This window comes from Streptosporangium sp. NPDC006013, from assembly GCF_040614275.1.
Taxonomy (GTDB): domain Bacteria; phylum Actinomycetota; class Actinomycetes; order Streptosporangiales; family Streptosporangiaceae; genus Streptosporangium.
Map to the genome: position 1 here is coordinate 1 of NZ_JBEXUE010000023.1, position 26,069 is coordinate 26,069.

Genomic DNA, 26,069 nt, shown 5'->3' on the forward strand with positions numbered 1-26,069 from the left:
TGACACGTAATCATGCCTCTGACCTGCACTGACAGGAATCCTCTGGGTAACGCCCACTTTGATCACCAGTACCTGCTGGTCCACCCGCCCGCAGTCGCCCCTCCTGCATCAGGACACCCGTCACCGCCGATCCCCGCCCACCGGATCGAGCAGCCGTCCACAGACGTCGCCCAGCAGCAGGATCAGCAGCATCACCGCGGCCAGGGCCGTGGCGATGCCCTGCACCATCGGTATATCCCTGGCCGCGACGGCTCGTTGAAGCTCGCGGCCGATACCGGGATAGTCGAAGACACTCTCCACGACCACGGCCCCGCCGACCAGCACACCGGTGATGAGCGTGAGGGCCTGCACGGCGGGACCGACGGCGTTGGGCAGCACATGACGCAGGGCCAGGCGCAGGCCACGCACCCCGTTGAGCCGGGCCGTCTCCACGTACGGGGAGGCCGCCACATCCGCCGCCGAGACGCGAATCAGCCGGGTGGCCGTGGCCAGAGCGACCGCGGTGAGGGTGAGCACAGGCAGCACCAGGCTCTGCGGGGCCTCCAGCGGGGTGCCACCCAACGGCACCAGGGATACCCGTGGCAGCAGGTCCAATTGCACCGACAGCACGGCGATCAGCAGCGCCGCCGACACGAACTCCGGTATCCCCGCCGCGACCTGGGCGAGGGAGGAGACCAGACGGTCGGCGGTACCGCCCGCCCGAAGCCCGGCCGACAGGCCGAGCAGCACCGCGAGCGGAACGGTGAGGACGAGGGTCAGGCCGGCCAGCAGCAGGCTGTTGGGAAGCCGGGCTCCCAGCACCTCCACGACCGGCCGATGCCCGACGAATCCGGTGCCCAGGTCGCCGCGGACCGCGCTGAGTGCCCACTGGGCATACCGTTCGGCCACCGGCCGGTCCAGGCCGAGGGCGGCCCGGACCCGGACGCGTTCCGCCATGGAGGCATCGGTGCCCGCCACCGCGCTGACCGCGTCTCCCGGCAGCACGGCCGTGGCGGCGAACACCGCGCCGGACAGCAGTACGAGCAGCACGGCCGCGCCGACGACCCGGCGGCCGACGAAGACCGCCCAGCTCACGTCAGGGCTGCCCGGGAAAAACCGGGGAACTGCTCGAACAGGTCGTCCTGGATGCCGGTGACCCCCTTCGCCTGGGCGTTGACGTAGGGCTTGAACACCGGCAGCACCGTGTTCCCGTCCTCCCACTGCTCCTTTTGCGCCTCGGTTCCGATCCTCTTCGCCTCCGCGGGCTCGCTCTGCGCGCGGGACTTGGAGACGAGCGCGTCGACATCGGGGCGCTTCCAGCCGAACGCCGACGGCGCGCCACCGGCCGTGCCGATCTGGTAGGTCGACAGAGCCGGGACCGGCACCTGGTACGAGGCGGCCAGCGGCAGCCGGGTGTAGGCGGCGAAGTCGGCGAAGAGCTGTCCGGCGGGCAGCTCCTTGAGCGAGGCCCTCACCCCGATCTTCTTCAGGTCCTCGACATACAGGGTCGCCACCTCGACCATGCCCGGAGTCTCCGGCCCCGTGGTCAGCACGATCTCCATCCCCTCGGCGCCGGCGGCCTTGAGCAGGGAGCGGGCCTTGTCAGGGTCGTGCGCCCGCTGCGCGAGCCCCTCCACGTAGTCGGGGAAGCCCATTGAGGGCAGGTCGTTGCCCACGGTGGCGTTGCCGTAGAACACCGTCCTCACCATGGCCTCGCGGTCCGCGGCGAGTTTGAACGCCTCGCGCACCCGCTCGTCGTCGAACGGCTTGACGTTCATGTTCATCCGGAAGGACAGGCCGACCAGGTAAGGGCTCCTGGAGGATACGAGGTCGAACTTCTCGTTGGCGGACAGCGTACGAGCGGTGACAGGGGAGAGGTCGTGCACGAAGTCGACCTCGCCGCTCGTCAGCGCACCGGCCCGGGCGTCGGAGTCGGCGATCGAGCGCAGTTCCAGACCGGCAAGGTGGGGTCCCTGCCCCAGTGCGGCCCCGTAGTAGTCGTCGTTGCGGGTGAAGGCGGCTCCCTGCCCGGCGGTGAACTCGGTGAGCGTGAACGGGCCGCAACTCGGCATGCCGGTGGAGAACTGCTTCGTTCCGTCCTTGACGACGAGGAAATTGCCCTGGCACAGGATCAGGCGGCCGTCGGCGATCGGACGAGCGGTCGGCAAGATCACCTTGAGGGCGCCGTCCGCCTTCGCGCGAGCGAGGTCGAAGTTGAGCGAGGCCGTCCGATACACCGGCAGCGTGCTGCCCGCCGCAAGGGTCGCCAGGGAGTGCAGGACGTCGGCCGAGGTCAGCGCGGAGCCATCGGTGAAACGGACATCGGGTCGAAGGTGCAGGGTGTACGTGGACAGGTCCTCGGACACATCGATGCCCTTGAGAATCCCGTAGCGAACGCCGTCCTCGGCGGCGGGGTCGAGATTGCCGAGGGTGCCGTGCCAGGCGCGGGCTCGTACCAGGTCCAGCGGGGTGGGGCCGTTGAAAAAGTCGAGGGTCTCGGACGCGCCGCCACCGACGAAGGCCGCCCGGAGGGTACCCCCGGCCCGGGGTGTCCCGGAAGCCGCAGCGGCCTTCGGTGACGCGGTGGAGCCATCAGCGGAGCAGGCGGTGATCAAACCAGGCCCGGCGGCCAGAGCCACGGCGGTCAGGGCTCCCTGGCGAAGGAAACGACGGCGGTCGAATGGGCGGGACATGGCTCTCCTTGATATGGGGGCACTGCGGTGGTGGGCGTTCGGGGAGCCAGGCTGCTCATGAGGCAGGCGCGTGCCGCCTCAGCGGCTCTGGACGGGGGCGGAAAGTGGTTCGGTGGGCGACCGCCGAGCGTGTCTTCTCAGCGGGCCGTGCTGTCGCCGACGGTGATGGCACCGGACGGGCACTGACGTGCGGCCTCTCGCACGGCGGCGTGTAGCGAAGGGGGCGGAGTCTCGTCGAGAAGGACCACCAGCCCGTCGGTGCCCTGATCGAAGACCTCGGGGGTGGCGAGCACGCATTGTCCGGCGCCGACACAGACGCCCGCGTCTACGGTCACCTCGATACCTGACCACTCGGAATCGGTCTCGAGCGGTCCCGGGGCGATTGCCAAGATCCCTTCCCTTCCCTGAGCTGGACTGTCATGCCGTTGCCCTTGACCACGGCGAGCAGGAAGAGCAGTGGTCGCACGCGTCGGCCGAACCGGGTGCGGAGCCGGCGTTCGATACAGGCTAGTGGAAATGATAACCATATTTGCACTCTTGAGGGCTCGCCTGTTGTCCACCGGCTCGCGGGCTGGATCAACCGGACCGGCGAGGTCCACGTCCGCTCTGTTGCTTGCGCCACCTCGGCCGGCGGCCTCAGCCCGACCACCGGTTTGTTTCGGTGCGGTCCGCATCACCGCGTATGTCGCGTGGTGATGCTCAGCGGAGTCTGGTCGGCCCATCTTGGGCGCGGCCCGGCCAGGGCGGTCGTGATCGGCTGGGCGGCACTTGACCGGCTACCGGTGGGCGAGGAGGGTGGCATGGTGGTCGGTGCCGTCCAGGCCGTCGGGATCGGCGTGCACGGTGGTGGCGCGTAGCCGTGGCAGGTCATGGATGAGCCGGTGTTCGGCCTCCATGGCCACGGCGTGCGACTGAAAGAGCGAGAGGTCGTGGCGTACCACGATGTCGGCCTCGGCTCGCAGCACGCGACCGAGCCGGCGCAACCGCACCGAACCGACTCGTTCGACCCCGGGTACCTCGGTGAGGATGTGCTCGGCCTGCGCGACCAGTTTGGGGTCGCTACGGCGGGTGGTGCGGAGGTGGTGGCCGGATCGGGTTGACGGCCGGCAGTTCCCGGGGCCGGGCCCTTAACCCGGGTTCGCCGGCCGGAGGAAGACCGCGCAGTCACCGCAGATGCCGTATACCTCTTCGACGCGGAAGCCGTCTGGTCGTTTCTTGGTCGCCTCTTCTGTCACCAGGCCGCAGGTGCGGCAGATCAGGTGGTGGTGCCGGGTGGGGCCGCAGACGCGGTAGGTGGTCTCGCCTGTTTGGGTGAAGGCGTGGGCGAGTCCTGCGTCCACGAGTGAGGACAACGCTCGGTACACGGTTGTCAGGCCGACGGTGTTGCCTCGTCCCAGGAGTTCGCCGTGCAGCTTCGCGGCGGTGATGGGCTGGGCTTCGGTGAGTAGTACCTCCATTACCAGTACGCGTTTTCTGGTTGCCCGGATGCCGGCTTCGTTGAGTCGGGTGTGCCACCACGGCACCTGTTGCATGTCGATCGCCACTCCAGCTTGACAATGGTTTTCACTTTCTACAGGGTTGTCCACGAAAGCACCAGGTTGAAATGAAAACCGTTATTGATCTAGGAAGGTCCGGCATGCACCTCATGCGCTCCGCCGCTCTCTGTGCCCTGGCGCTGCTGATGGCCGGATGCGGCGCGTCCTCCTCCCCCTCGCCGCAGCCGGTGTCCCCCGCGGCCGGGGCCTCGCCGCCCTCCACGCCTGTCACCGTGGTGGCCTCGACCAACGTCTACGGCGACATCGTCAAGCAGGTGGGAGGCGACAAGGTCGCGGTGACTTCGATCATCTCCGATCCCGCGCAGGATCCGCACTCCTATGAGGCCAACACCCAAAACCAGCTCGCGCTGTCCAAGGCGAAGGTGGTCGTCGAGAACGGCGGCGGCTATGACGACTTCATCGACACCATGCTCGCCTCCAGCGGCAACCCCTCCGCGCAGGTCATCAACGCCGTCACCGTCTCCGGCAAGACCGCACCCGCCGGTGGCGAACTCAACGAGCACATCTGGTACGACTTCCCTTCGGTCGCCAAGATCGCCGACCAGATCTCCGCGGCTCTGACCAAGGCCGATCCCGCCTCGGCGGCCACCTTCACCGCCAACGCCGATGCCTTCAAGCAGAAGCTCCAGCCGCTCGTCGAACACGAGGCGAAGATCGCCACTGAGGCGGACGGCGCCGCTGTGGCCATCACCGAGCCCGTCCCGCTGTACATCCTGGAGGCCGCGGGGTTGAAGAACCTCACTCCGGAGGAGTTCAGCGAGGCCATCGAGGAAGGCGACGATGTCTCCCCCCAGGCCCTGCGGGAGACGCTCGCCCTGTTCAGCGGCAAGAAGGTCAAAGCCCTGGTCTACAACGAGCAGACGAGCGGGCCGCAGACCGAGCAACTCAAGAAGGCGGCCGACGATAACGGCATCCCGGTGGTGGCGGTCACCGAGACCCTGCCTGAGGGCAAAGACTACATCGGCTGGATGAGCGCCAACCTCGACGCGCTCCAGGCCGCTCTGGCCAAATGACCAAGCCTGTTGAGGTCACGGCTTCGCACGGTGAGAAGGCGATGGCCGATGGCGACGTCATGCTCAGCCTCGCCGGCGCGGAGCTCGCCTATGGCGATCGGGTCCTGTGGCAGGGCCTGGACCTGGATCTGCGGCGGGGTGAGTTCGTCGCGGTTTTGGGACCGAACGGATCAGGCAAGACCAGTTTCCTGCGCGTTCTTCTCGGTCAGCAGTCGCTGTCGGCGGGCACGCTGCTGGTGGGCGGACGGCCGGCCCGCCGGGGGAGTGACCTGATCGGTTATATTCCGCAGCAGCGGGCTGTCGCCGCGCAGACCCCACTGCGGGGCCGCGACCTGGTCCGGCTCGGCGTGGACGGGCACCGCTGGGGTTTTTCCGTCGGCGGTCGACGCAGCCGTCGGCGGGTGGGGGAACTTCTGGAGGCCGTGGGCGCCACGGCCTTCGCCGACGTTCCCCTGTCGGTGTTGTCGGGTGGTGAGCAGCAACGGCTGCGGGTCGCCCAAGCTCTCGCCACCGATCCGGCCATCTTGCTCTGCGACGAGCCGTTGTTGTCGCTGGACCTGCACCACCAGCAGGTGGTAGCCGACCTCGTGAACGCGCGGCGACGTTCCTGCGCCACCTCGGTGGTGTTCGTCACGCACGAGATCAACCCGGTTCTGGAGATGGTCGACCGGGTGCTCTACCTCGCCGGAGGGCGGTTTCTGATCGGCACCCCTGAGGAGGTCATGACCTCGCAGACCTTGTCCGACCTGTACGAAAGCCCGGTGGAGGTGCTTCAGGTCCACGGCAGGTTCGTGGTCGTCGGCGCCCCCGGTTCCCACGACCACGGCGGAGAGCCTGCAGCATGACCGGTGACATCTGGCACCAGATCTTCAACTACGACAACTACGGCGAGCTGTTGTTCCTGGTCCGCAACTCGCTCATCGCGGGAGCGATGCTGGGCCTGGTCGGCGGCGTCATCGGCACCTTCGTCATGATGCGCGACCTCCCCTTCGCCGTACACGGGGTCGCTGAACTCTCCTTCGCCGGCGCCTCCGCAGCGCTACTGGCCGGGGTGAACGTCGCCGCGGGGTCGCTGGCCGGCTCGATTGTCGCGGCGCTGATCATTGGCGCTTTGGGGGTGCGCGCCCGGGACCGCAACTCGATCATCGGGGTGCTGATGCCGTTCGGTCTCGGCCTGGGTGTGCTGTTTTTGGCCCTGTACAAGGGGCGGGCCGCGAACAAGTTCGGGTTGCTGACCGGTCAGATCGTCGCGGTCGACACGGTGCAGATGACCTGGTTGATCAGCACCTGCCTGGTGGTCCTGATCGGTCTTTGCGTGCTCTGGCGGCCCCTCACGTTCGCCAGCCTCGACCCCGACGTCGCCGCGGCCAGGGGTGTCCCCGTCCGGACCTTGTCCTCGCTCTTCATGATCCTTCTCGGCCTGTCGGTGGCCGTCTCCATCCAGGTCGTGGGCGCGCTACTGGTCCTCGCCCTGCTCGTCACCCCCGCCGCGGCGGCCATGCGGATCAGCGCCTCACCCGGCCTCGTCACGCTGCTCAGCGTCGTGTTCGCCCTCACCTCGATGCTGGGCGGCATCCTGCTGGCACTGGGCAGCAGCATCCCGATCAGCCCGTACGTCACCACCATCTCCTTCACCATCTACATAGCCTGCCGGGGGATCAGCGCACTGCGCACCCGCGCGGGAGACAGGCCTTCGGGGCCATTTTCGGCTGGAGAGGAGGCGGGGCTCCCGAGCGCTCCCGATATGCGCCGTCCATCGATGCACCTGAGGTAGGCCGCCGCGTCCAGCTTGTGCCGTGGTCGCGGAACCGGTGTCCTCGGCCGCTCCCTGTCGGCCTGTCCTGATCGCCTACATCGCCTACGCCGCCTCGGCGAGAGCGGTGAAGTCGATCTCGATCAGATCCGTGCCGAAGTCATCGACACTAGGGTCGAGGAACACCGGTACAGCCGTTGGCGCTGAGAAAGATCTTGGTGATTCGGGAGCCTTCGTCGGGAGGTCAACGACCAGCTCATGGACCTGGTGGCCACCCAGCACCGGCCCGAACCCGCCCAGGGCACCATCCTGAGACGAGTGCTCGCAACGCACCCCGCGGCCGGGGAGTTTTCCGACTTTTCGGACAGGGTTACGCGCGCGCAGGGGTGCGCCGCACGGCGAGCCCGCGACGGCCCGCGACAGCGTTCGTCTTCCCGAGTGTCGCCGCCACGTTTCGTACACTCGCCCCTACTCTTCGAGGTTGCCAGGTGTAGGTCCGGACACAGGCTCACACGGACACGGAACGGGGCGGCCATGGGCAAGCAGTCACGACGACCTCACCGACCTCACCGACGTCACCGCCGGCACGGCGAGCGGCCTGAGGATTACACGCCGTTGTTCGCCGCCTACGTCCAGCTGCAGGCGATGGCCAACTATGTCAACAAGCTGGCCGAGACCGAGATCGACTGGCCTCCGGCCTCCTGAGGTTCCCAGCCCAGCCGCCTGACCGGCTTGATCAACAGCAGCGCCGCCACCACGCCGACCGTCACCAGGGCCGACCCCAGCATGAAGGCGCGCGGTTCGACCAGCGCGGTGACCGGACCGGCCAGCGCCTGCCCGACTGCCATGCCCGCGACCGACCCGGCCACCTGGTAGGCGTTGACCCGGTTCACCACGTCCGGCGCGACCTGCGTCTGCACGCTGGTCGACCACATCACCGACCAGAACGCCAACGCGCACCCCCCGAGCAGATGCCCGGCCATCAGCAGCGGCAGCGGCAGCGGCAGCTCGAGCGCGACCGTCAGCGGCACCGCCACGTACCCGCTCAGCGCCACCGCCCCGGCCGCCAGCGGCCTGCGCGGCCTGAGCCTGATCGCCACCAGCCCGCCCAGCACAGTGCCAAGGCCGAGCGCCGCCATCACCCAGCCGTAGTCGGCCCCGATGACCTGCGACGACAGCGGCACGTACGGCCCGACCACCAGAACTCCCCAGAACACCCAGACCAGGATGACCGACCACATCCAGCTCCTGGCCTTGAACTCCTCCCAGCCCCTGCGCAGGTCGCTCAGCACGTTGGAGGGCTCCGGCCTGGGTACGGTGACCCGGACCAGCAGCAGGCACACCCCGCTGACCAGGAACGTCGCGGCGTCCACCGTGTAGACGAAGACCGGCCCGGAGACGACCATGAGGACTCCAGCCAGTGCGGGACCCGCCAGATGGGTGACCGCCTCGGCGATCTTCAGCGTCGCGTTGGCCCGCTGCGGATCTTTGGCGACCAGGGGGACCATGCCGTTGACGCCCGGTTCGAACACCCCGGCGGCCATGCCCGACAAGAACGCCATCACCAGCAACAGGGCGTACGGCGGAGCACCATCCAGGAAGGCGACAGCCACGACCCCCTGGGTGACGACCCTGACCACGTCCGCGCCGATCATCAAGCGCCGGGCGCCGATCCGGTCGGCGACAACCCCGCCGAACAACATGACCAGCACAGCCGACGCGGTCCAGAGCGCGAGCACGTAGCCGACGCCCGCGATCCCATAGACTTTCCCGATTGCCAGCGCCGAGGCGACGGGCATCATCGCGTCACCGAGCAGCGAGATCGTGCGGGCCCCGAAGTAGAGGGTGAAGCTCCTCGTCCACATGAGCCCCAATTCTGGATTCTTCCAGATCAGAGCACCGGTGTCCCAAATGACATCATTGGGTACATTTGCGCCATGCCCCTGGATTGCCCAGAAACGCCCCCGACGCCCCCCAGCCCGCATCGCGTGGTCGCCTTGGTCGCCCCGAACCAGGAGCTCTACCCGGTCACCTCCGCCTCAGCCGTCTTCGGCTACCACGGCCCCGACATCCCCCAGCACTACAGCTTCAGCCTGTGCGCCGAACACCCCGGCTCCCTCCCCACCACCCTCGGCGTCCCCATCCAGGTGGACAGCGGCCTCGAAGCCCTCGACGACGCCGACACCGTGGTCATCGCGGGCTGGACCCTCACCCCCTCGCCCGCCGTACTCCACGCGGTGTCCCAAGCCCATGCCCGAGGCGCCCGCATCATCGCCGTCTGCGCCGGAATCTTCATCCCCGCCGCCCTGGGCCTCCTGGACGGCCGCCGCGCCTCCGTCCACTGGGAACTCTCCGACGAACTCGCCGCCCGCCACCCCCGCGTCATCCCCGACGACACCGTCATCTACGTCGATCACGGCGACGTCGCCACCGCCGGAGCCTCGGCCGCCACCCTCGACCTCTGCCTTCACCAGGTCCTCCAGGAGTACGGCGCCGCCCACGCCATGCGCATCGGCCGCCAGCTCGCCGCCGGTCCGCACCGCGAAGGCTGCCAGCGCCAGTACCCTCCCCTTCCCACCACCGGCCCCATGCCAGACTCCCTGGCCTCCCTGCTCGAATGGCTCCTCTCGCGCCTGCCCGACCAGATCACCGTCGAGGACATGGCCGCCTACTCGGGCGTCTCCCCCCGCACCCTCACCCGCCAGTTCGCCGACCAGCTCGGCGTCCCACCCGCCCGCTGGCTGCTGGAACGCCGCCTGGCCGCCACCCGCGCCCTGCTGGAGGAGACCGACCTGCCCGTCGAGACCATCGCCACCCGCGTCGGCCTCTCCTCGGCGGTCAATCTCCGCCGCCGCTTCCACACCGCCCTGCGCACCACCCCGGCCGCCTACCGCCGCTCCTTCCGCTGAAGGTCCCGGGCGGTTCCGCCGCGATCACGACCAGGGGAGATCGGGGACGTCGCCGAGCTGTCGCAGGCCTTGCTCGGGGGGCGGAAGAGGGGATGGCGTAGCGTCCAAATCCAACGCCAGCAGCTTGCCGTCCAAGTGCTGCTCCACCGGGTCGGTCAACGACAAGCCCGCGAGCACGTCCTGGCTGATCGCCTCGGCCTCCAGCGACCGGGTCACCGCCAGCAGTGAACCGCGCCGGGATTGCTGGAGGCTTCATCGGTTGGAAAGGATGAAGCCCATGTCAGGTCGATCTGGTTCGTCGCACCCCGCCCAGCGTCGATATCCGCCGGAGTTGAAAGAACGGGCGGTTCGGATGGTGCGGGAGTCCACCGAGCAGTCCGGGGAGTCGTTCGGTGTCATCACCCGCGTTGCCCGGCAGTTGGGCATCGGGTCGGAATCGCTGCGCAACTGGGTCAGGCAGGCCGAGATCGACGGCGGTCAGCGGCCCGGGACCAGCACCGATGAGGCCAAGCGGATCGCCGAGCTGGAGCGTGAGGTCCGTGAGCTGCGCCGCGCCAACGAGATCCTCAAGGCGGCGTCGGCTTTTTTCGCGAGGGAACTCGACCCTCGACCGCCCAGATGAACGCCTTCATCGATGCTCACCGCGCCCAGTGGGGTGTCGAGCCGATCTGCCAGGTTCTGCAGGCCGCGCCCTCGACGTACTACGCAGCCCGCACCCGGTCGCCGTCTGCGCGAGCGGTGCGCGATGACCGGCTCAAGGCGGAGATCACCCGCATCTATCAGGACAACTACTCCTGCTACGGCGCCCGCAAGATCTATCGGCAGTTGCGTCGCGAAGGTCATGTGGTCGCCCGGTGCACGATCCAGCGGCTGATGGGCGAGCTGGGCATCGTCGGGCTGGTCCGCGGGAAGACCCGGACAACCACCATCGCCGGCGACCAGGCCGACCGGCCGGCCGATCTGGTCGGCCGCACCTTCTGCGCGCCGGCGCCGAACCGGCTCTGGGTCGCCGATCTGACCTATATCCGCACCTGGCCGGGCTGGGTGTATGCGGCGTTCGTCATCGACGTGTACTCCCGGATGGTCGTGGGATGGCAGATCGCCACCCATCTGCGCACCGATCTGGCCCTGGACGCTCTGGAGATGGCCGTCTGGCGTCGCAACCACGACCAGTCCGCGGATCTGTCTGAGCTGGTCCATCACTCCGACCGCGGGGTGCAATACCTATCGATCCGCTACAGCGAGCGCCTGGCCGACACCGGCGCGGTCGCATCAGTCGGTAGCCGGGGCGATTCCTACGACAACGCGCTGGCCGAATCCTTCAACGGCCTGTTCAAAGCCGAGCTGATCCGCCGCTACGGTCCCTGGAAGGGCCTGGACGACGTCGAGTTGGCGACGCTGGGATACCTCGACTGGTTCAATCACCGCCGCCTGCACACCGCCTGCGGCAACATCCCGCCCGCAGAGTACGAAGCGATCCACTACCGTCACCAACAGGCCGCACTCATCGCGGCAGAAACCAAGTAGCCGAGTCTCCATGAAACCCGGCGCGGTTCACCGAGGGGTGCACCGAGTAATCACACGAGGCGATCCGCACGTAGTGGTCGCGTGTCAGCCGGGTCGAGGTGCGCCAGCCGACGATCGGAGCGACCGGCGGTAACGCCACCATCGCCGCCAGATCGGCATGCAGCCGATCCAGCGGCCGGCACTGGATGCGCCGGTGATGACGGCTGTTGGCCAGGGGGAGCCAGTCGGTCAGCTGGGTGTTGAAGTCCTGCGGGCAGGAAAACTCACGGCCGGGCAGAAAGGAGGTTTCCAGATAGCCGTTGGCCCGCTCGACCAGGCCCTTGGCCTCGGGGTCGCCCGGCTTGCACTGCGGGATGCGCACTCCCAGCGCTCCGCGAAAGGCATTGGCGTCCGCGGTGAGTTGCGGTTTGCCGCCCCGCCACTGGCCGATCGCGGACTCGTTGTCCCACACCGGCGTCTTGGGCACCGCACCCAGCTTTGACAGCAGCGACCAGTGCCCGGCGAACAGGTCCCCGGCAGTGCGCGAGGGCAGCATCCGGGCCGTCATCCACCGCGAGTATCCGCTGACCATGACCGGCACCGGCGGACTCGCCAGATGCCCGGCCCCCACGGGCACCTTCACCGGTGGGAACCACAGATCACACTGGACCAGCTCACCGGCTTGATAGGTGGTCCGCGACGCCGGGTCGACGGGCTTGAACTGCGGCCGCAGAACACGGATCCGATCCTTGAGGACCGTGAGCGAGCGCTCCCAGCCGATCCGCTCGGCGATCACTGTCGCGGGCATGGTCGGGAACTCCGCCAGCAGGGCCCGGATCCGCGGCTCGGCCGCGTCCACGATCGATCCCTTGCTCGGCCGCTCGTACTTCGGCGGCGCGTCGGCCGCCAGCGCCCGTTTGACGGTGTTCTTCGAGATGCCTAGATGCCGGGCGATCGCCTTGATCGGCATCGTCTCAGCTCGATACAACCGGCGGATCTCCGCCCAGTCCTCCACCTTGATCACCCTCCAGAGTGCCTGAAGGGGGTCACTATTCGGCCGTCGTCAGGGGGTCACCGTTCGCGCGTCGTTAACAACCGCGGCAAGCGGTCCGCTGGATGGGCTGGACGGCGGCTGAACCTGACGCCCTGTTCAATGCCCCGGGCGTGTCCGTGGAACGGATTGGGCCTTGCTCATGCGCAGGATCAGGACGACCGCGTCCTCCGAGTGAGCTGTTGGAGTCAGAACCTCCTGTAAGAGCAGGCCACGGATCGCGGCAATGGTGACGGTGGCCAAAGTCAGCGCCTCCTCGGTGTCGACCCCTCCACGTTCCGCGAGCGAGGCCAGCACCTTGGTCAGGTCGTCGAGCGAGTCGATGAACTCACGAAAGTCCTCTGGGCTGTACGCGGCCAGTCCTACGACGTGAAAGAAGCCGCGGACACGCGACAGCTGCTCCGGGCGGGTGTAGGCCCGCCAGATCGCCATGACGAGGTCGTCGAAGGTGCCCTGCTGGGCGACCTCGAGCAGTGCCTCGTTGTCACGGGATCGCTGTGCCTTGAGCATGGCCGCCAAGACACCCGGGAGTGACCCGAAGTGGTATCGCAAGAGGGCGTGGCTGGTCTCGGTCCTGGCGGCGATCTCACGGAGCGACACTTCCGGTGCGGGCAGGCCCTCGCCGAAGGCGTCGAGAAGCCGAGCGAGGAGACGCTCCCGTGCGTCGCTCTTGCGTTCTGTGCTTGACAGGATCACTCCCACAGTTTATCCATTGGAAAAGAAGCGCTGCCAGTGCCGGGTTACGTCACACATGGTCGCAGCCTGCTCGCAACGGCGGAGGGAACGACTCTTGGGACGTGTTCAGGTAGTCGGCGCGGCGGTCGTCGACGGATCGGGTCGCGACCCCAGCGACGTCAACGTCACCATCGAAGACGGGCGTATCACCGAGCTTGGTGCCGCGGCCGCACACGGCGAGCGCCTCGATGCCGAGGGGCTGACGATGACGCCCGGCTTGATCGACGCTCACGTTCACCTGGGTTTGTCGAGCCTGATCCAGCCGCAGTTCTCGTTTCAGATCAGTGCCGCTGAGCTCGCGGCGGACATCTTCGCCACGGCCGGCGCGACGCTCGATGCCGGCTTCACGACCGTTCGGGACACCGGCGGGGTCGACGGCGGCCTCGTCACCACGATCGCGAAGGGCAAGGTCAGGGGGCCGCGTGTCCTGTCGTGCGGACCGGTTCAGTGCCAGATCGGTGGGCACGGCTACTACGGAGCCGACTGGGAACCCACCGAGCTGTGGAGCAGCCATCACATTCCGGGTCTGTGCGCTCTGTCCATGATGTCGGGCAACGCAGACGAGCTCCGGAGCAACGTGCGCGAGGCCTTCCGTCGCGGAGCCTCCTTCCTGAAGCTCTGTGTGACCGGCGGGGTGGTTGGGGCGCACGACCGGCTGACCGACACCCAGTTCACCGTCGAGGAGATCGCCGTCGCTGTCCAGGAAGCCGCGGCACGGGGCACCTATGTGACGGTTCACGCCCACAACGACGACGGCATTCGGAACGCCGTCGAGGCCGGGGTGCGCTGTGTCGAGCATGGCACCGACCTCGACGAGTCCACGGCCACCCTGATGGCCACTCGCGGGGTTGCCCTTGTGCCTACGTTCGCTGTCGTCGAGCAACTGCTGCATGACAGCGCTGGAGCCGGCCTCGGCGAGTCGACCCGCGATCGTGTGATCGGTGTCCGTGAGCGGATGGCGGAGGCGCTCGCTGTCGCCAAGGAGGCCGGAGTACGGATCGGGCTGGGTTCCGATCTCATCGGTCCGGCTCAGGACCGTCGAGGCGAGGAGCTCAGGTTGCGTGCAGCGCTCGAGACGCCGATGGAGGCTCTCGTGGCAGCCACCAAGACCAACGCTGAGATCCTTGGCCTGTCCGACGAGGTGGGGGTCATCGCTCCCGGCATGCAGGCAGACCTCGTGCTCTGGAACGGCAACCCGCTCGAAGACCCCGAACTGTTCGCTGACCCCGCCAACGCCGTCCTCGTTCTCCAGGCCGGCCGAGTTGTGAAGGACCTCCGATGAGCACCATGTGGCAGGGCTGCCTCGCCGACACCGACTACTTCGAAATGCGTTCCGGCGGCGGGCATGACTACGGCGTCTGGGTCACCACGCCACCGGGCTACGATCCCGCCGGGACGCAAGCGCCTGTCGTCTACGTGCTCGACGGCAACTGGGCCGTGGGCATGACGGCTCCGCTCATCGTCACCCAGATGGACCCCATGCAAAAGATCCAGCCATACATCCAAGTCAGCGTCGGCTACGCAGGCGAGGAAGCGCAGCACTGGGATCGGCTGCGCAACAGAGACCTCGTGCCACCTGGCGAGCCCATCGCCAAGGAGCTCATCGATGCCGTGGAGATGGGAGTTCAAGCGGGCGCGAGGACACACGAAGAAGCCGACGCGTACCTCGCCGAACTACGCGACACCCACGCCGATGCCTTCCTGAGCTTCCTTACCTCGGAACTGCACCCGCGAATCGAACGCGACTACGGCACAGCCACGAGCGGTCACGGCCTTTTCGGCTACTCCTACGGCGGACTTTTCAGTCTCTACACCTGGCTCACCGACTGCACGCTCTTCGAGACCATCGGAGCGGGCAGTCCCGGCGTTGCCAGTGAAGACAGTCAGGTCTTCGCACGGCTCGAAGAGCTTGGCGACAGCCTGCCTGCCGCCAAGCTTCACCTGACCGTCAACGACCGAGAGCTTCTCGGAGACCTGGCCATTTACCAGAACCTCACGAAGAACGCGGCCACCGTCCTGCACCGCCTGACCGCCCGCGGCGGAGCCGTCACCAGCGCGGTCCTGCGCGAAACGCATGTGACCGGCCTGCAGGCCTCGTTCCTCAGCTACCTCAGGACCTGCCGTGCCCGGTAAGCGCCTGAGTACCGATGCGGTCGTGATCGGCACAGGGTGATCGGTTCGTCGATCGCCCTTGAGCTTGCACGGGCGGGGCACCGGGTTATCGCGCTCGATCGGGCCCCAGGGGCTGGACAGGGGTCGACCTCGGCATCGAGTGCGGTCGTTCGGTTCAACTTCTCCACCAACGCCGGGGTGGCAACGGCGTGGGAGGCGCATTTCGGCTGGCTCGACTGGGCCGGCCATCTCGGGCACGATGTCAGCGACCTCGCGATGTTCCGCAAGAGTGGGCTGGTCATGCTGGACGTCGAGGCGGCTCCGCGTACGTCGTGGCTTCCGTTGTTCGATGAGATCGGTGTTCCCTACGAGGAATGGGACAGCGCGACCTTGGCCGAGCGCGTTCCAGGTATCGACGTCGGCCGCTATTGGCCGCCGAAGCGGCTCGACGACGAGGAATTCTGGGAGGACGCGAAACAATCGCTCGGTGGCGTGTACACCCCGGATGCCGGTTACGTCTCGGACCCAAGCCTCGCCGCCGTAAACCTCGCCGCCGCGGCCTCGGCGTGCGGGGCGGAGTTCCGCTTCCGCAGCACGGTGACAGCGCTGGAGAAGGCCGGCGGGCGCGTGACGGCGGTGCGGCTGTCGGACGGCACCCGGATTCCCTGTGCCGTCGTGGTCAACGCGGCCGGTCCGTGGTCCGGCGCGTTGAATCGGTTGGCCGGCGTGGGTTTTGACTTCACGGTCGGTGTGCGCCCGATGAGGCAGGAAGTAGCGCACGTGTCGGTCCCGGAGGGCTACGGCGGGCCCGTGGTGGCGGACATGGATCTGGGCACCTATTTCCGCGGTGAAGGAGGAGGGGACCTGCTCGTCGGCGGAACGGAACCGGAGTGCGATCCGATGCAGTGGACCGACGACCCGGACGCCGTCGACATCCACCCGACGGCCGCGGTCTTCGAGGCTCAGGTGACGCGGGCCGCGCGGCGGTTGCCCGACCTGGAGGTGCCCAACCGGGCCCGCGGCGTGGTGGGCGTTTACGATGTCGCCGACGATTGGACTCCGATCTACGACCGCACCGAACTCGAGGGCTTCTACCTCGCGATCGGAACGAGCGGTAACCAATTCAAGAACGCGCCAGTCGTGGGTCAGCTGATGACGGAACTGATCAACCAGGTGGAGAACGGAGTCGACCATGACGCGTCGCCCGTCCGGTTCCGGGCCCCGCGCACCGGCCTGGAAATCGACCTGGGTGCGTTCTCTCGTAAGCGCAACCGAAACACCGCGAACACGGGCACGGTGATGGGCTGAGCCGGAACGCATACGAGGCGTTGCATCCGGGCGACCTTGATGCCCAGCCGTGGTCCAGCGTCTGCCTACCGGGCTGGGTGGCGTACGCGGCCGTCATCTCAAAGGCGACAGTGAACGGCTCGACCGCGAGTCAAAGGCGATCGAGTGCTCCGCGCGGACATCGCCGCGCTCGCAGCCGGCCGCCGCGGGCTGAAGCCTGACTCCGTCAGCGCGCGCGGCCAGTCCTGGCGCAGGTCGGTGGCGACCTCGACGCGATGGCACGCGGGGGTCGCGCCGCGGCCGTCGAGCACGGCCGCCTTGAAGGCGAGTACGTCGGCGAAGTCCAGCTCGAAGACCGTGGTGCCGGGTGGCCAGGTGAGCCGGTACGCGCGGGCGTCCATGCCGGACGCCAGGAGGACCACCTGATCGCATTCTCGCGCGGCCGCGGCCAGTAGCGCGCGGTCGAAGAACCGGGTGCGTACGGCGACTTGCTCGGCCATCACTCGCAGGAGACGCGCGGTCGCCGGAGAAGGACCGGCGGCGGCCCATGGAGTGGACGCCGGGTCGACGGCCTGGAGGAAGTGCCGCGCGTAGGGGTCGTCGAACAGCCGGTCCGGGCGGCCGCTCTCCTGGGCGCGCAGGAGAGCCACGCCCAGGGCCGTGGCGCCGATTCCGGTCAGGCTTTCGGGGACGGGCGGTTCCGGTGTCACGGGTTGGTCAGCTCCTTTTCCGAGGGGCGGGTGCCCAGGCGCGGAAGTAGTCGTTCACTGGTTCGAGGTCGACGCTGTCGCCGCAGAAGCCGACGTATTTGTCCGGGCGGATCAGATACAGGCTGGGGCGGCGCACGCCGTAGCGGTTGTGCGCCTCGCTGCGCAGGTCGGCGAAGATGCCGTCCGCGGGGTCGTGCGGCAGGTGGCCGCGGGTGACGACGTGGACCTCGCCGTGCCCGGTCATCGCCTCGCGTGCGGAGGTCTGCCAGGCGGTCAGGGTGGCGGAGTCGGTGGTGTCCGCGGCGAACAGCAAGAGGTGGTGATCCGGCGGGCGGAGGAGGTGGCGGAGTGCCACCTGGTACGGCCCCGGCCGGTGGTAGGTGCGCGCGGTCCGCATCAGCAGCGCGGTCGCCTCCTCGATGGCTTCCCGATCCCACCGAGACCGATCCTGATCGGCCAGCAGCACCAGGCGGCCCTCACGATCGAAGCGGGCCGCGCCGCGCGCCCGATGCAGCCGGATCAACGCCAGCAGACCGGCCGCCTCCGGCTCCTTCGGCATCAGGTTCGCCAGCAGCGCGGCCAGCCACTCGGCGTCCTCAACCAGGTCGCGGGCCTGCGCCCGCTCGGCTGTACTGGACAGGTAGCCCTCGTTGAACAGCAGGTAGATGACCGCCAGCACCTCACCCAGCCGCTCTGGGAGATCCTGATCGGCGGGGACCCGGTAGGGGATCGCGGCCTCGCCGATCTTGCGCTTCGCGCGCGTGATCCGCTGCGCCACCGTCGTCTCCGGCACCAGGAACGCGGCGGCGATCTGGGCCGTGCTCAGCCCGCACACCACCCGCAGCGTCAAGGCGATCTGCACCGCGCGCGACAGCGCCGGGTGACAGCAGGTGAAGACCAGCCGCAGCCGGTCATCAGGTACGACGGGCGCGGGCCAGGTGAGCTGGACGAGCTTGGCCCGGTAGGTCGACTCCCGGCGCAGCACGTCCAACCCGCGCCGCCGCGCCACGGTGAACAGCCAGGCATCCGGCCGCTCGGGGATCCCTTCGGCCGGCCAGCGCCGCAGCGCGGTCTCCACCGCGTCCTGCACCAGGTCCTCCGCGGCGGAGAAGTCGCCCAGCAGCGACACCAAGGACGCCGCCAGCTGGCCCGCGTGCTCGCGCACCACGCGGGCCAGCACCTCCTGGCTCACCTGCCCGTGCACCGGTTCGCTCATGAGGCGGGGCGAATCTCCACGATCGGGCAAGCCAGCCAGGAGCGAGCAATCTTCAGCGCCTCGTCCAGGTCGGCCACCTCGACCTCGGCGAACCCGCTGACCACCTCCTTGCCCTCCACGAACGGCCCGTCGGTGACGACGGGCTCGCCCTGATCCAGGCGTACCGTGGTCGCGGTGTGCACCGGCGCCAGATGCGTGTGGTGGGTGATCTTGTCGGCGTTCTCAGCGAACCAGCGGCCCACCGCCTCGTAGGCGGCCTGCTGCTCCAGCTCGCCCATCGCCTCCAGTTGCTTGGCGAATTGCTCGGTCTCGACGAACAGCAGCACGTACTTCACCTTCTGGCCTCCTCTCTATGGTCAGTGTGCCGGGAGCGTCGCGTACAGATCCACGCCGTTGCCGTCCGGGTCGGCCACCGTGGCGTAACGCATACCCCAGAACGCGTCGAACGGCTCGGCGATCCCTCGGTAGCCTGCCTCGATGAGCTCGGTGTACTTGGCGTCCACCCCGGCCGGGCCGTCGAACTCGAAGCACAGCAGCGTGCGCGGCCCGCCGGTCGGCGCGCTCCAGCCGGGCAGGAACGGGGTGCGGAACGCCTCGGTGTCCAGCATGATGTGCAGCCCGCCGGGCAGGTCGCAGCCGGCATGCTCGGGCGTGTTCGGGTCGAGCTTGAACTCCAGCCCGAGGTGGGCGTAGAAGGCGATCGTCGCGTCCATGTCGGACACCACGACGTCGATCGTGTTGAGCGTCGGATTCATGACCTGACCTACTCCATCTTCTCGGCCTGTCCGGAGGGCGCGCCGCGCGTCCGCCCCGGCCCGTCACCAACGAGACGATCGGCGCAGACCGCGATACGACACCCCGCCCGCCCGCGATCTCCAGTCCCTCGCCCGCCAACGGCGGTGATCTCGCACATCCGGTCACCCGGGTCGTTCCATCCTTCGGCAGGCGAACTCCTGATGTGCTGGACGACGTGATCATGACTGCCGTGAGACTGACACAATGCACCACGTAATCGGTCATGTTGATCTGACTGGCCGCTGCTGATATCCGAGGGCGCCCCTTCCGCGCCGTGCGCGGCAGGGGCGCCCTGGCATGCCTGGAGGCCCCATGCCGGTCAGTTTCCTCACACCCGAGCAACGCAGCCGATACGGCGTCTTCAACGCTGTCCCCGACATCGCCCAGCTGGGCGCCTTCTTCCACCTCGATGCCGACGACCGGCGCCGGGCGATGGCCGCCAACGGCGCGCGCAACCAGCTCGGCTGGTCGGTGCAACTGGGCACCGCACGGTTCTTGAACTGCTTCCTCGACGACCCCGAAGACGTTCCCGCCGCGGTGGTCGACTACGTCGCCGAGCAGCTCGGCCTGCAGGCCGCCGACCTGAAGGGGTACGGCAGCAAGGAGGCCCGCTGGGATCATCAGGAGCAGATCCGCACCGGCTACGGCTACACCGCTTTCGAAGGCGAGCAGTGGTTCGCGCTGGCCTGCTGGCTCTACAAACGGGCCTGGACCACAGGTGAGCGCCCGATCGTGCTGTTCGACCTGGCCACCCACCGCCTGGTGGAGGCCAAGATCCTGCTGCCCGGTGTCACCACCCTGGAGCGGCTGATCGCCGCGCTGCGCGAGCGCGTCGCCGCCCGCCAGTACGCGCTGCTGGCCGCCGCCCCCAGCCCCAACCAGGCCGTCGTGCTGGAGAAGCTGGTCAAGGTCGAGGCGGGCCGGCGCGTGTCCCGGCTGGACCGGCTGCGCAAAAGCCCCACCGACGTCAGCGGCACCGGCCTGGTCAAAGCCTTGGATCGGCATGTGGAACTGCGCGACCTGGGCGCGGCCGGCTGGGACCTGAGCGCGGTGCCGCCCGGCAAGATCGCCGCACTGGCCCGCTTCGCCCACGCCGCCCGCGCCCAGGCCGTCGCCGAACTGGCCGGGAGCCGCAAACTCGCCACCCTGGTCGCCTTCGCCGCGACCATGGCCCCCCAGTCGGCCGACGACGCGATCGAGGTGTTCGACCTGGCGGTCGGCGACCTGCTGCGCACCTCGGCGCATCGAGCCGGCAAGGAGCGGATGCGCACCCTCAAAGACCTCGACACCGCGGCGATCGTGCTGCGCGAGGTGTGGCTGAAGATCCGCTCCGTCGCCGAAATCCCCGACGGCGACATCCGCGCCGCCCTCGATGAGATGGACCTGCCCGCCATCCACGCCGCCGCCGACGTCATCGGCGACATCGCCCGCGAACCGGATGAGGACTTCCAAAAAGAACTACTGGATCGCTACGCCACCGTCCGACGGTTCCTGCCCAAGCTGCTCAAGCACCTCGACTTCGACGCCGGCGCTGCCGAGGTCGCCGGTCAGGGAGTACGGCGCGGCCATGAGGTCCTGCAGGCGCTGGACTTCCTCAAAGCGATCGAGCGCCGACGCACCGACATCGACCCCCGCGAGGTTCCCGCGGACCTGCTCACCTCGGCGTGGCACCGGCGCGTCTTCCCCAAGCGCGGCGAGCACGCGGGCACCTTCAACAAGAGCGCGTACACCGTGGCGGCCGTCGAGCGGCTACGCGAATCGCTGCGCCGCCACGAGGTGTTCGTGCCGGGCCTGCGCAAGTGGGCGACCCCACAGCCGGACTGCTGAAGGGCGCCGACTGGGAGCGGGCCCGGCCCCGCATCTGCGATGAGCTGAACCTGTCCCCGCAGCCCGGCACCGACGTGGAGCGCTGGGCCGCCACCCTCGACTTCGCCTACCGCCAACTGGCCACCGGCCTGTCCGGCGACGACGACGGGCGCAACGACTGGGTCCGCCTGGCCAAGGACGACGGCGGCAAGGACCACCTGGTGCTCACCGGCCTGGACCGCCTGGACGAGCCCGCCTCGCTGACCGCGCTGCGCGCCGACATCGACGACCGTATGCCCATCGTGGACCTGCCCGAAGCCCTGCTGGAGGTGCACTCCTGGACCGGCTGCCTGGACCACTTCACCCACGTGTCCGGGGATGCGCCCTCCCGCAAACAGGACATGACCACCTCGGTCGCCGCCGTCCTGGTCAGCCAGGCGATGAACGTCGGCATGCGGCCGATGGCCGCCGAAGGCGAACCCGCCCTCGCCCTGGACCGGCTGTATTGGGTCGAGTAGAACTACCTGCGCGCCGCCACCCTGACGGCCGCCAACGCCGCCCTGGTCGACCACCACTCCGGCCTGGACCTGGCCCAAGCCTGGGGCGGCGGCGAACTCGCCTCCGCCGACGGGCTGCGATTCGTGGTCCCGGTCAAAACCATCAACGCCGGACCCAACACCAAATACTTCGGAAAAGGAAAAGGCGCCAAGGGCGTCACCTACTACAATTTCACCTCCGACCAATTCACCGGCTTTCACGGCATCGTCATCCCCGGCACCCCCAAAGACTGGTACTACATCCTGGAAGGGCTCCTGGAACAGGAAACGTCACTGAAGCCCACCGAGATCACCTCCGACACCGCGGGCGCCTCCGAAATCGCCTTCGGCATCTTCCGGCTGATGGGCTGGCAATTCTCCCCGCGCCTGGCCGACGTCGGCAGCGCCACCCTGTTCCGCGCCGACCCGGCCGCCCACTACGGATCCATCGACGCCCTGGTCCGCAGCCGGGTCAACATCAAGCTGATCAACGACTCCTGGGATGACCTGCTGCGGGTCGCCGGATCGCTGCTCACCGGCGCGGTCAAGGCCAGCGAGCTGTTCCGCTACTTCGCCGGCGGCGGCACCCCCACCCCCATCGGGCGCGCCCTGATGGAGCTGGGCAAACTCGACCGCTCCACCTACCTGGCCAGCTACTACGACGACGAACTGCTGCGCCGCCGCGTCAACACCCAGCTCAACCGGCAAGAATCCCGCCACACCCTGGCCCGCAAAATCTTCCACGGACAGAAAGGCGAACTCCGGCAGAAGTACAAAGAAGGCCAGGAAGATCAACTCGGCGCGCTAGGCTTTATGACCAACGTCTGCATTCTGTGGACCACGGTCTATACGGCCCGCGCCCTGGAAGAAATGCGAGCCGAGGGTAAGAAGATCTCCGCCGCTGACATCGCCCGGCTCTCACCCCTGGGCTTCGAGCATTTCAACATGCTTGGCCGCTACAGTTTCTCCCTGCCCGAACTGGTCCGCGACGGACAGCTGAGGCCGTTGCGCACGCCCCCGCCCGCCGAGTAACCCTCGCCTCGTTCAGCGCGCCGGATGCTCCCGGGCCGGACGGCCTTCAGCGAGCATCCGGCGGACCTGCTCATGCGACATCCCGGCGCTCGTGCCGATCTTGCGCAACCCCCACCCCTCACCCCGCGCGTCCGCCATCGCCTCGATCAACGCCGCCCCGGTCACCTCCTCCAGCATCGCACGCAGCTCCGCCAGCCGCCGCAGCCGCAGCGCGGGCGCGAGATCAACGATCTCCAGGCAAAAGCGATCAACATCGGCACGCAGGAACGCCACACCCTCAGAATCCACCATCGGGTAAGGCTGGCCTGGTCACACCTACGGTGTCAACGGATGTGACAGTAAACCCGGTTCGCCGTTCCACTCCTACTGGCATGCCTGATGCGTCTGGTCAGCAGTTGTTCCAGCCACTGGCCCGGCAGCACCCGGTGCAGGCGCAGGGTGGAGGCGATGACGTCACGCGCCTGCTCGGCGTCTTGGGTCCGGGTCTGGGCGCGGATGGTCTGCCAGGCAGTGATGAGCCGCTCGGCCACCTGGCTGGGGTTCAGCCCACATAAGGTCAAAACCCACATTCGGTGGATCATGAACGGGTGTTGGAGTGCTCTTCCTCGCACCACGCGGGGCACTGTTTCATCTGGTCGGGCCTCATTCCGGCTGGATCGTCACTACGTTCCAGCGTGCTGGCATGCCGTCGCCATGGCACTCCACCGCGGTCGCTGACCTGCCGCAATCAGCATGCCGCCATAAGGGACGAGCTCTATGATCAGGTTCGTCCTGATCGTTGAGATTCGGAGAAGATGTCAATCTCATGCGCCGTGCCATGGTCCTTCTGGGTGGCGTCGCCCTCGCCGTCGGCGCGTTCGCCCTCTTCTACCGGGGCCCGGGACAACCGTTCATCCGCGGTTACGTGAGCGACGTCGGCGCCACCATGCTGGTCTACGCGTTCTTGGGGCTGCTGTGGCGCACCACCGCCGCACGCCGCTCCCTGGCCACGGCCGCGATCGCCGCCGCCGTCGAGTTCTACCAAATAGTCGGCATGACCCCGCCGGGCATCGGCGGTGTCCTGGTCGGCGCGTTCCCCGACCCATGGGACCTGGTCGCCTATGCCATCGGTGTGGTCGCGGCTCTGGCCTGGGAACGCCGATTGGTCCGATCCGGTGATCAGACCGGCTGACTCTCGGACTCCACCCCACCGGCACGCTGACGGTACGGATGCCCCACAGCGGCGAGGTCATCGGGTTCGTCCTGCGCGGCGGCCAGCCGTTGCAAAGCAGGACGAGGTCCGGCCCATATAAGCCCGAAACCCACATTCACCAGGTGTTGCCACTGGCGAGGAGCCTGATGGGCGGCGCGCGGCGGACACGGGTTGATGTACCGGATAAGGGCTTATTATCACGTACATGACCGATCACGGCAGCGCGGCGATCAGGAGAAGCCCTCGCCGGGGTGGTGCGCGACTCCGGCATGTTATCCGGTACATCGCCGCAGGCGTCGCGCGGCGGGCGGCATGAGCGCCGCGCCGAAGGTCTCCGCTCTGCGCAGCGGGCACGTCACGCTCGCCGCGGCCGCCGATGCCTTCCTGGCCACCCCGCGCACGGCTAACCCCAACACCCACCGCGCCTACGCCTCAGCCATCGACCGCGTCACCGTGCTGCTCGGCCGCGACCGTCCGCTCGCCGACGTCACCAACGCCGAGATCGGCACCGCGCTCACCGAGCTGTGGGGCCGATGCGCGCCGGCGACCTGGAACCGCAACCGCGCCGCCATCACCTCCTGGCTCACCTGGTGCCAGACCAAGAAACACTGGGCCGCCCCGTCGATCCCGGCCGATGCCGAACGCCGCAAGGAGATCGCCGACGAGACCCGCGCGGTCGCCAAGACCACGATCCACCGGCTGCTGTCGCGCCGCGACATCCCGCTGCGTGAGCGAGCGCTGTGGCGGATGCTTTACGAAACGGCGGCCAGAGCGGCTGAGATCCTGGCACTGAACGTCGAGGACCTCGACCTGGAGCACCGCCGCGCCCCCGTCCGCTCCAAGGGTGGCGCCACCGAGTGGGTGTACTGGGACAGCGGCACCGCTCACCTCCTGCCCCGCCTGATCCGCCTCCCCGACGGCACCTCACGCACCCACGGGCCGCTGTTCCTATCCGAACGCCGCCCGGTCCCGGCCCGGCGGCCGACCGCCGCCGACATCTGCCCGCACACCGGCTGCGCCCGCTTGGGCTACGACCGCGCCCGCGTCCTGCTGGACACCTACGCCGGGCTCGATCTGCACCAGCTGCGTCACAGCGCCGCCACCCACCTCGGCGAGGCCGAAGTGCCGCTGCAGCTCATCATGGGCAAGACCCGGCACAAGAACCCCCGCACCGCCATGCGCTACGTCAAACCCGGTGCCGAGGCCATCGCCAAGGTCACCGAGGTCCTGGCGCCCCGTCGCCGTACCCACTGACCAGCTCTTTTCCTAAATGGCGGCACTGCCCCTTCAGGCTTACTTGGTCTGACGTCAACCCCTTGCCACGCCAGTGCCGTCTCCTCTGACGAGCGAGCCGCTCGCCTCAAGATCATCCCAATGTGGGTTTTGGGCTTATGTGGGCTGACCCCTTACAGTCCCCGGCGAGGTCGGTGTCGCGGTCGGCCGCACCGGCATCGCCGGGGTGATGGTGTTTCTTGACAGCGCTGAGGTGGCCTCGTTTGTAGGCGAGGGTGCCGAGTGGGAGCGGCGGATGAATGCGCCGATTAGGGCTGCATGCGTGTCCATACGAGCGGGTACGGCGGGAGAGCGGGGCTTGACCGGGGGTGCGCAGTGACGGCTTTCTGTCACTGCGGGTGGATACAGTTTTGCCGGGAACGAAATGCCCGGCCCCTCGGCAAAGAGGCCGGGCGTTTGGTGCCTGGTCAGACCAGATGTCCAGCCAAGTCGTTGGACCCGCGCGGAGCACCCGATTGTTCGCAGACTCAGGGTAGCGAAGCACACTCTCATTTCTGAGAGACGGGTCCGGCGGCTGTAGTTCCGTCGATGTGCCTTGGAGGCGCCCGCGAGTAACTTCACACTGTCCGTGCGGATCCCCGGTGAGTGGGGGCGGCATGTGCGAACGATCGTCATCACGGTGGTGATCGTGGTGGCTGTCGCGTACGGAGTGGACGTGTCCGCGCTGCCCTTCCTACGCGTCTGAAGCATCGCAGTAGGCCAGGCCCCCGCACCGACCGGTGTGGGGGCCTGCTTCGTGCCTGCGGTGCGTCAGTTCAGGTTGGCCGCGACCTCGACATCCTTCACAAACACCATCGATCCGCTCACAGCCCGGCAGCCTATACCGCTCACCCGCCCTCCACCCGACCGTCTCCAACACGAACACGATCAAGCAGAAACCACACCCAACCAGCCG

Annotated in this window: 25 protein-coding genes, 2 pseudogenes and 1 other annotated feature; of the genes and pseudogenes, 12 read left to right on the top strand and 15 right to left on the bottom strand. The window is 68.1% G+C overall.

The genetic code is table 11. The features are described 5' to 3' along the window. Positions 1–120: 120 nt before the first annotated feature. From ABZ260_RS06015 to ABZ260_RS06035, 5 genes are all read right to left on the bottom strand, one after another. The gene (locus tag ABZ260_RS06015) at positions 121–1,074 is read right to left on the bottom strand and encodes an ABC transporter permease (protein WP_355613467.1); all 954 of its coding nucleotides are present in this window, start codon (positions 1,072–1,074) and stop codon (positions 121–123) included. Further along, positions 1,071–2,672 (bottom strand): ABC transporter substrate-binding protein, encoded by a 1,602-nt coding sequence (locus ABZ260_RS06020; RefSeq protein WP_355613469.1) that lies wholly within the window; start codon positions 2,670–2,672, stop codon positions 1,071–1,073. The genes ABZ260_RS06015 and ABZ260_RS06020 overlap by 4 nt, the downstream gene beginning before the upstream one ends. A gap of 137 nt (positions 2,673–2,809) precedes the next feature. Further along, positions 2,810–3,013, bottom strand: coding sequence for a ferredoxin (locus ABZ260_RS06025; RefSeq protein WP_355613539.1), 204 nt, complete (start codon positions 3,011–3,013; stop codon positions 2,810–2,812). A gap of 435 nt (positions 3,014–3,448) precedes the next feature. Beyond that, entirely contained in the window at positions 3,449–3,721 is a 273-nt protein-coding gene (locus ABZ260_RS06030) for a cation transporter dimerization domain-containing protein (protein WP_355613541.1), read from the bottom strand. Between the two features lie 78 nt (positions 3,722–3,799). Next, on the bottom strand, positions 3,800–4,258 hold the full coding sequence (locus ABZ260_RS06035) for a Fur family transcriptional regulator (protein WP_355613471.1): 459 nt from the start codon (positions 4,256–4,258) through the stop codon (positions 3,800–3,802). A 50-nt stretch (positions 4,259–4,308) separates the two neighbouring features. Between ABZ260_RS06035 and ABZ260_RS06040 the strand changes: the two genes are divergently transcribed. The 3 genes from ABZ260_RS06040 to ABZ260_RS06050 are packed head-to-tail and all read left to right on the top strand — an operon-like array spanning position 4,309 to position 7,015. After that, complete coding sequence (locus tag ABZ260_RS06040; protein WP_355613473.1) at positions 4,309–5,241, top strand: zinc ABC transporter substrate-binding protein; 933 nt, start codon at positions 4,309–4,311, stop codon at positions 5,239–5,241. Continuing rightward, positions 5,238–6,086: a metal ABC transporter ATP-binding protein gene (locus ABZ260_RS06045; protein ID WP_355613475.1), complete on the top strand. Its 849-nt coding sequence runs from the start codon at positions 5,238–5,240 to the stop codon at positions 6,084–6,086. The genes ABZ260_RS06040 and ABZ260_RS06045 overlap by 4 nt, the downstream gene beginning before the upstream one ends. After that, the gene (locus ABZ260_RS06050) at positions 6,083–7,015 is read left to right on the top strand and encodes a metal ABC transporter permease (RefSeq protein ID WP_355613477.1); all 933 of its coding nucleotides are present in this window, start codon (positions 6,083–6,085) and stop codon (positions 7,013–7,015) included. Before ABZ260_RS06045 ends, ABZ260_RS06050 begins: the two co-directional genes overlap by 4 nt. A 632-nt stretch (positions 7,016–7,647) precedes the next feature. On the opposite strand, the gene ABZ260_RS06055 is transcribed toward ABZ260_RS06050, so the two are convergent. Next, positions 7,648–8,859: an MFS transporter gene (locus tag ABZ260_RS06055; protein ID WP_355613479.1), complete on the bottom strand. Its 1,212-nt coding sequence runs from the start codon at positions 8,857–8,859 to the stop codon at positions 7,648–7,650. Positions 8,860–8,982: 123 nt separating this feature from the next. On the opposite strand from ABZ260_RS06055, the gene ABZ260_RS06060 reads away from it, so the two are divergent. Then, positions 8,983–9,903, top strand: coding sequence for a helix-turn-helix domain-containing protein (locus tag ABZ260_RS06060; protein WP_355613481.1), 921 nt, complete (start codon positions 8,983–8,985; stop codon positions 9,901–9,903). A gap of 24 nt (positions 9,904–9,927) precedes the next feature. On the opposite strand, the gene ABZ260_RS06065 is transcribed toward ABZ260_RS06060, so the two are convergent. After that, a complete protein-coding gene (locus tag ABZ260_RS06065; protein WP_355613483.1) occupies positions 9,928–10,119 on the bottom strand; it encodes a hypothetical protein in 192 nt (63 codons plus the stop codon). A 61-nt stretch (positions 10,120–10,180) separates the two neighbouring features. Between ABZ260_RS06065 and ABZ260_RS06070 the strand changes: the two genes are divergently transcribed. Further along, positions 10,181–11,430, top strand: a protein-coding gene (locus tag ABZ260_RS06070; protein ID WP_355613485.1) for an IS3 family transposase whose coding sequence is annotated in 2 segments (ribosomal slippage) — positions 10,181–10,490 and positions 10,490–11,430 — 1,251 coding nt in all. Because the reading frame shifts where the segments join, the coding sequence is not laid out codon by codon here. Beyond that, positions 10,483–10,596, top strand: a sequence feature (AL1L pseudoknot). Its footprint overlaps the gene before it by 114 nt. 28 nt (positions 11,431–11,458) lie before the next feature. Here the strand turns inward: ABZ260_RS06070 and istA are convergent. Continuing rightward, positions 11,459–12,433 (bottom strand): annotated as a pseudogene (gene istA / locus ABZ260_RS06075) (IS21 family transposase); the annotation flags it as partial. Between the two features lie 126 nt (positions 12,434–12,559). Further along, complete coding sequence (locus ABZ260_RS06080) at positions 12,560–13,156, bottom strand: TetR/AcrR family transcriptional regulator (protein WP_352037871.1); 597 nt, start codon at positions 13,154–13,156, stop codon at positions 12,560–12,562. 94 nt (positions 13,157–13,250) lie between these two features. On the opposite strand from ABZ260_RS06080, the gene ABZ260_RS06085 reads away from it, so the two are divergent. The 3 genes from ABZ260_RS06085 to ABZ260_RS06095 are packed head-to-tail and all read left to right on the top strand — an operon-like array spanning position 13,251 to position 16,615. Further along, the gene (locus tag ABZ260_RS06085; RefSeq protein ID WP_352037870.1) at positions 13,251–14,477 is read left to right on the top strand and encodes an amidohydrolase family protein; all 1,227 of its coding nucleotides are present in this window, start codon (positions 13,251–13,253) and stop codon (positions 14,475–14,477) included. Next, positions 14,474–15,328, top strand: coding sequence for an alpha/beta hydrolase-fold protein (locus ABZ260_RS06090; protein ID WP_355613488.1), 855 nt, complete (start codon positions 14,474–14,476; stop codon positions 15,326–15,328). The genes ABZ260_RS06085 and ABZ260_RS06090 overlap by 4 nt, the downstream gene beginning before the upstream one ends. 36 nt (positions 15,329–15,364) lie before the next feature. Further along, the gene (locus ABZ260_RS06095; protein WP_355613490.1) at positions 15,365–16,615 is read left to right on the top strand and encodes an FAD-dependent oxidoreductase; all 1,251 of its coding nucleotides are present in this window, start codon (positions 15,365–15,367) and stop codon (positions 16,613–16,615) included. 98 nt (positions 16,616–16,713) lie between these two features. Here the strand turns inward: ABZ260_RS06095 and ABZ260_RS06100 are convergent, their stop codons facing one another. Genes ABZ260_RS06100 through ABZ260_RS06115 form a run of 4 tightly spaced genes read right to left on the bottom strand, consistent with a single transcriptional unit; the run spans position 16,714 to position 19,275 of the window. Then, complete coding sequence (locus tag ABZ260_RS06100; RefSeq protein WP_355613492.1) at positions 16,714–17,304, bottom strand: SAM-dependent methyltransferase; 591 nt, start codon at positions 17,302–17,304, stop codon at positions 16,714–16,716. A 7-nt stretch (positions 17,305–17,311) separates the two neighbouring features. Next, positions 17,312–18,520 (bottom strand): DUF6596 domain-containing protein, encoded by a 1,209-nt coding sequence (locus ABZ260_RS06105; RefSeq protein WP_355613494.1) that lies wholly within the window; start codon positions 18,518–18,520, stop codon positions 17,312–17,314. After that, positions 18,517–18,855 (bottom strand): YciI family protein, encoded by a 339-nt coding sequence (locus tag ABZ260_RS06110; RefSeq protein ID WP_355613496.1) that lies wholly within the window; start codon positions 18,853–18,855, stop codon positions 18,517–18,519. Before ABZ260_RS06110 ends, ABZ260_RS06105 begins: the two co-directional genes overlap by 4 nt. A 21-nt stretch (positions 18,856–18,876) precedes the next feature. Further along, positions 18,877–19,275, bottom strand: coding sequence for a VOC family protein (locus ABZ260_RS06115; protein WP_355613498.1), 399 nt, complete (start codon positions 19,273–19,275; stop codon positions 18,877–18,879). A 352-nt stretch (positions 19,276–19,627) separates the two neighbouring features. Between ABZ260_RS06115 and ABZ260_RS06120 the strand changes: the two genes are divergently transcribed. Both ABZ260_RS06120 and ABZ260_RS06125 read left to right on the top strand, forming a co-directional pair. Continuing rightward, positions 19,628–21,142, top strand: coding sequence for a DUF4158 domain-containing protein (locus ABZ260_RS06120; protein WP_355613500.1), 1,515 nt, complete (start codon positions 19,628–19,630; stop codon positions 21,140–21,142). A gap of 272 nt (positions 21,143–21,414) precedes the next feature. Next, positions 21,415–22,689 (top strand): annotated as a pseudogene (locus tag ABZ260_RS06125) (transposase). Positions 22,690–22,701: 12 nt separating this feature from the next. On the opposite strand, the gene ABZ260_RS06130 reads toward ABZ260_RS06125, so the two are convergent. Both ABZ260_RS06130 and ABZ260_RS06135 read right to left on the bottom strand, forming a co-directional pair. Then, positions 22,702–22,962, bottom strand: coding sequence for a hypothetical protein (locus tag ABZ260_RS06130; protein WP_355613503.1), 261 nt, complete (start codon positions 22,960–22,962; stop codon positions 22,702–22,704). 50 nt (positions 22,963–23,012) lie between these two features. Next, a complete protein-coding gene (locus ABZ260_RS06135; RefSeq protein ID WP_355613505.1) occupies positions 23,013–23,258 on the bottom strand; it encodes a hypothetical protein in 246 nt (81 codons plus the stop codon). Positions 23,259–23,506: 248 nt separating this feature from the next. Here ABZ260_RS06135 and ABZ260_RS06140 point away from each other — a divergent pair, with 248 nt between their 5' ends. Both ABZ260_RS06140 and ABZ260_RS06145 read left to right on the top strand, forming a co-directional pair. Next, positions 23,507–23,860, top strand: a complete 354-nt coding sequence (locus tag ABZ260_RS06140) for a DUF2809 domain-containing protein (protein WP_355613507.1) — start codon at positions 23,507–23,509, stop codon at positions 23,858–23,860. A 333-nt stretch (positions 23,861–24,193) separates the two neighbouring features. Continuing rightward, positions 24,194–25,135 carry a site-specific integrase gene (locus tag ABZ260_RS06145; RefSeq protein WP_355613509.1) on the top strand — a complete coding sequence of 314 codons (942 nt, stop codon included), beginning with the start codon at positions 24,194–24,196 and terminating at the stop codon, positions 25,133–25,135. Positions 25,136–26,069 lie beyond the last annotated feature (934 nt).

Bases quoted from the DNA above. Each gene is read 5' to 3' on its own strand.
- ABZ260_RS06020 (WP_355613469.1), bottom strand. From the start codon at position 2,672: ATGTCCCGCCCATTCGACCGCCGTCGTTTCCTTCGCCAGGGAGCCCTG.
- ABZ260_RS06040 (WP_355613473.1), top strand. From the start codon at position 4,309: ATGCACCTCATGCGCTCCGCCGCTCTCTGTGCCCTGGCGCTGCTGATG.
- ABZ260_RS06045 (WP_355613475.1), top strand. From the start codon at position 5,238: ATGACCAAGCCTGTTGAGGTCACGGCTTCGCACGGTGAGAAGGCGATG.
- ABZ260_RS06050 (WP_355613477.1), top strand. From the start codon at position 6,083: ATGACCGGTGACATCTGGCACCAGATCTTCAACTACGACAACTACGGC.
- ABZ260_RS06055 (WP_355613479.1), bottom strand. From the start codon at position 8,859: ATGTGGACGAGGAGCTTCACCCTCTACTTCGGGGCCCGCACGATCTCG.
- ABZ260_RS06090 (WP_355613488.1), top strand. From the start codon at position 14,474: ATGAGCACCATGTGGCAGGGCTGCCTCGCCGACACCGACTACTTCGAA.
- ABZ260_RS06105 (WP_355613494.1), bottom strand. From the start codon at position 18,520: ATGAGCGAACCGGTGCACGGGCAGGTGAGCCAGGAGGTGCTGGCCCGC.
- ABZ260_RS06115 (WP_355613498.1), bottom strand. From the start codon at position 19,275: ATGAATCCGACGCTCAACACGATCGACGTCGTGGTGTCCGACATGGAC.
- ABZ260_RS06120 (WP_355613500.1), top strand. From the start codon at position 19,628: ATGCCGGTCAGTTTCCTCACACCCGAGCAACGCAGCCGATACGGCGTC.
- ABZ260_RS06135 (WP_355613505.1), bottom strand. From the start codon at position 23,258: ATGTGGGTTTTGACCTTATGTGGGCTGAACCCCAGCCAGGTGGCCGAG.
- ABZ260_RS06140 (WP_355613507.1), top strand. From the start codon at position 23,507: ATGGTCCTTCTGGGTGGCGTCGCCCTCGCCGTCGGCGCGTTCGCCCTC.
- ABZ260_RS06145 (WP_355613509.1), top strand. From the start codon at position 24,194: ATGAGCGCCGCGCCGAAGGTCTCCGCTCTGCGCAGCGGGCACGTCACG.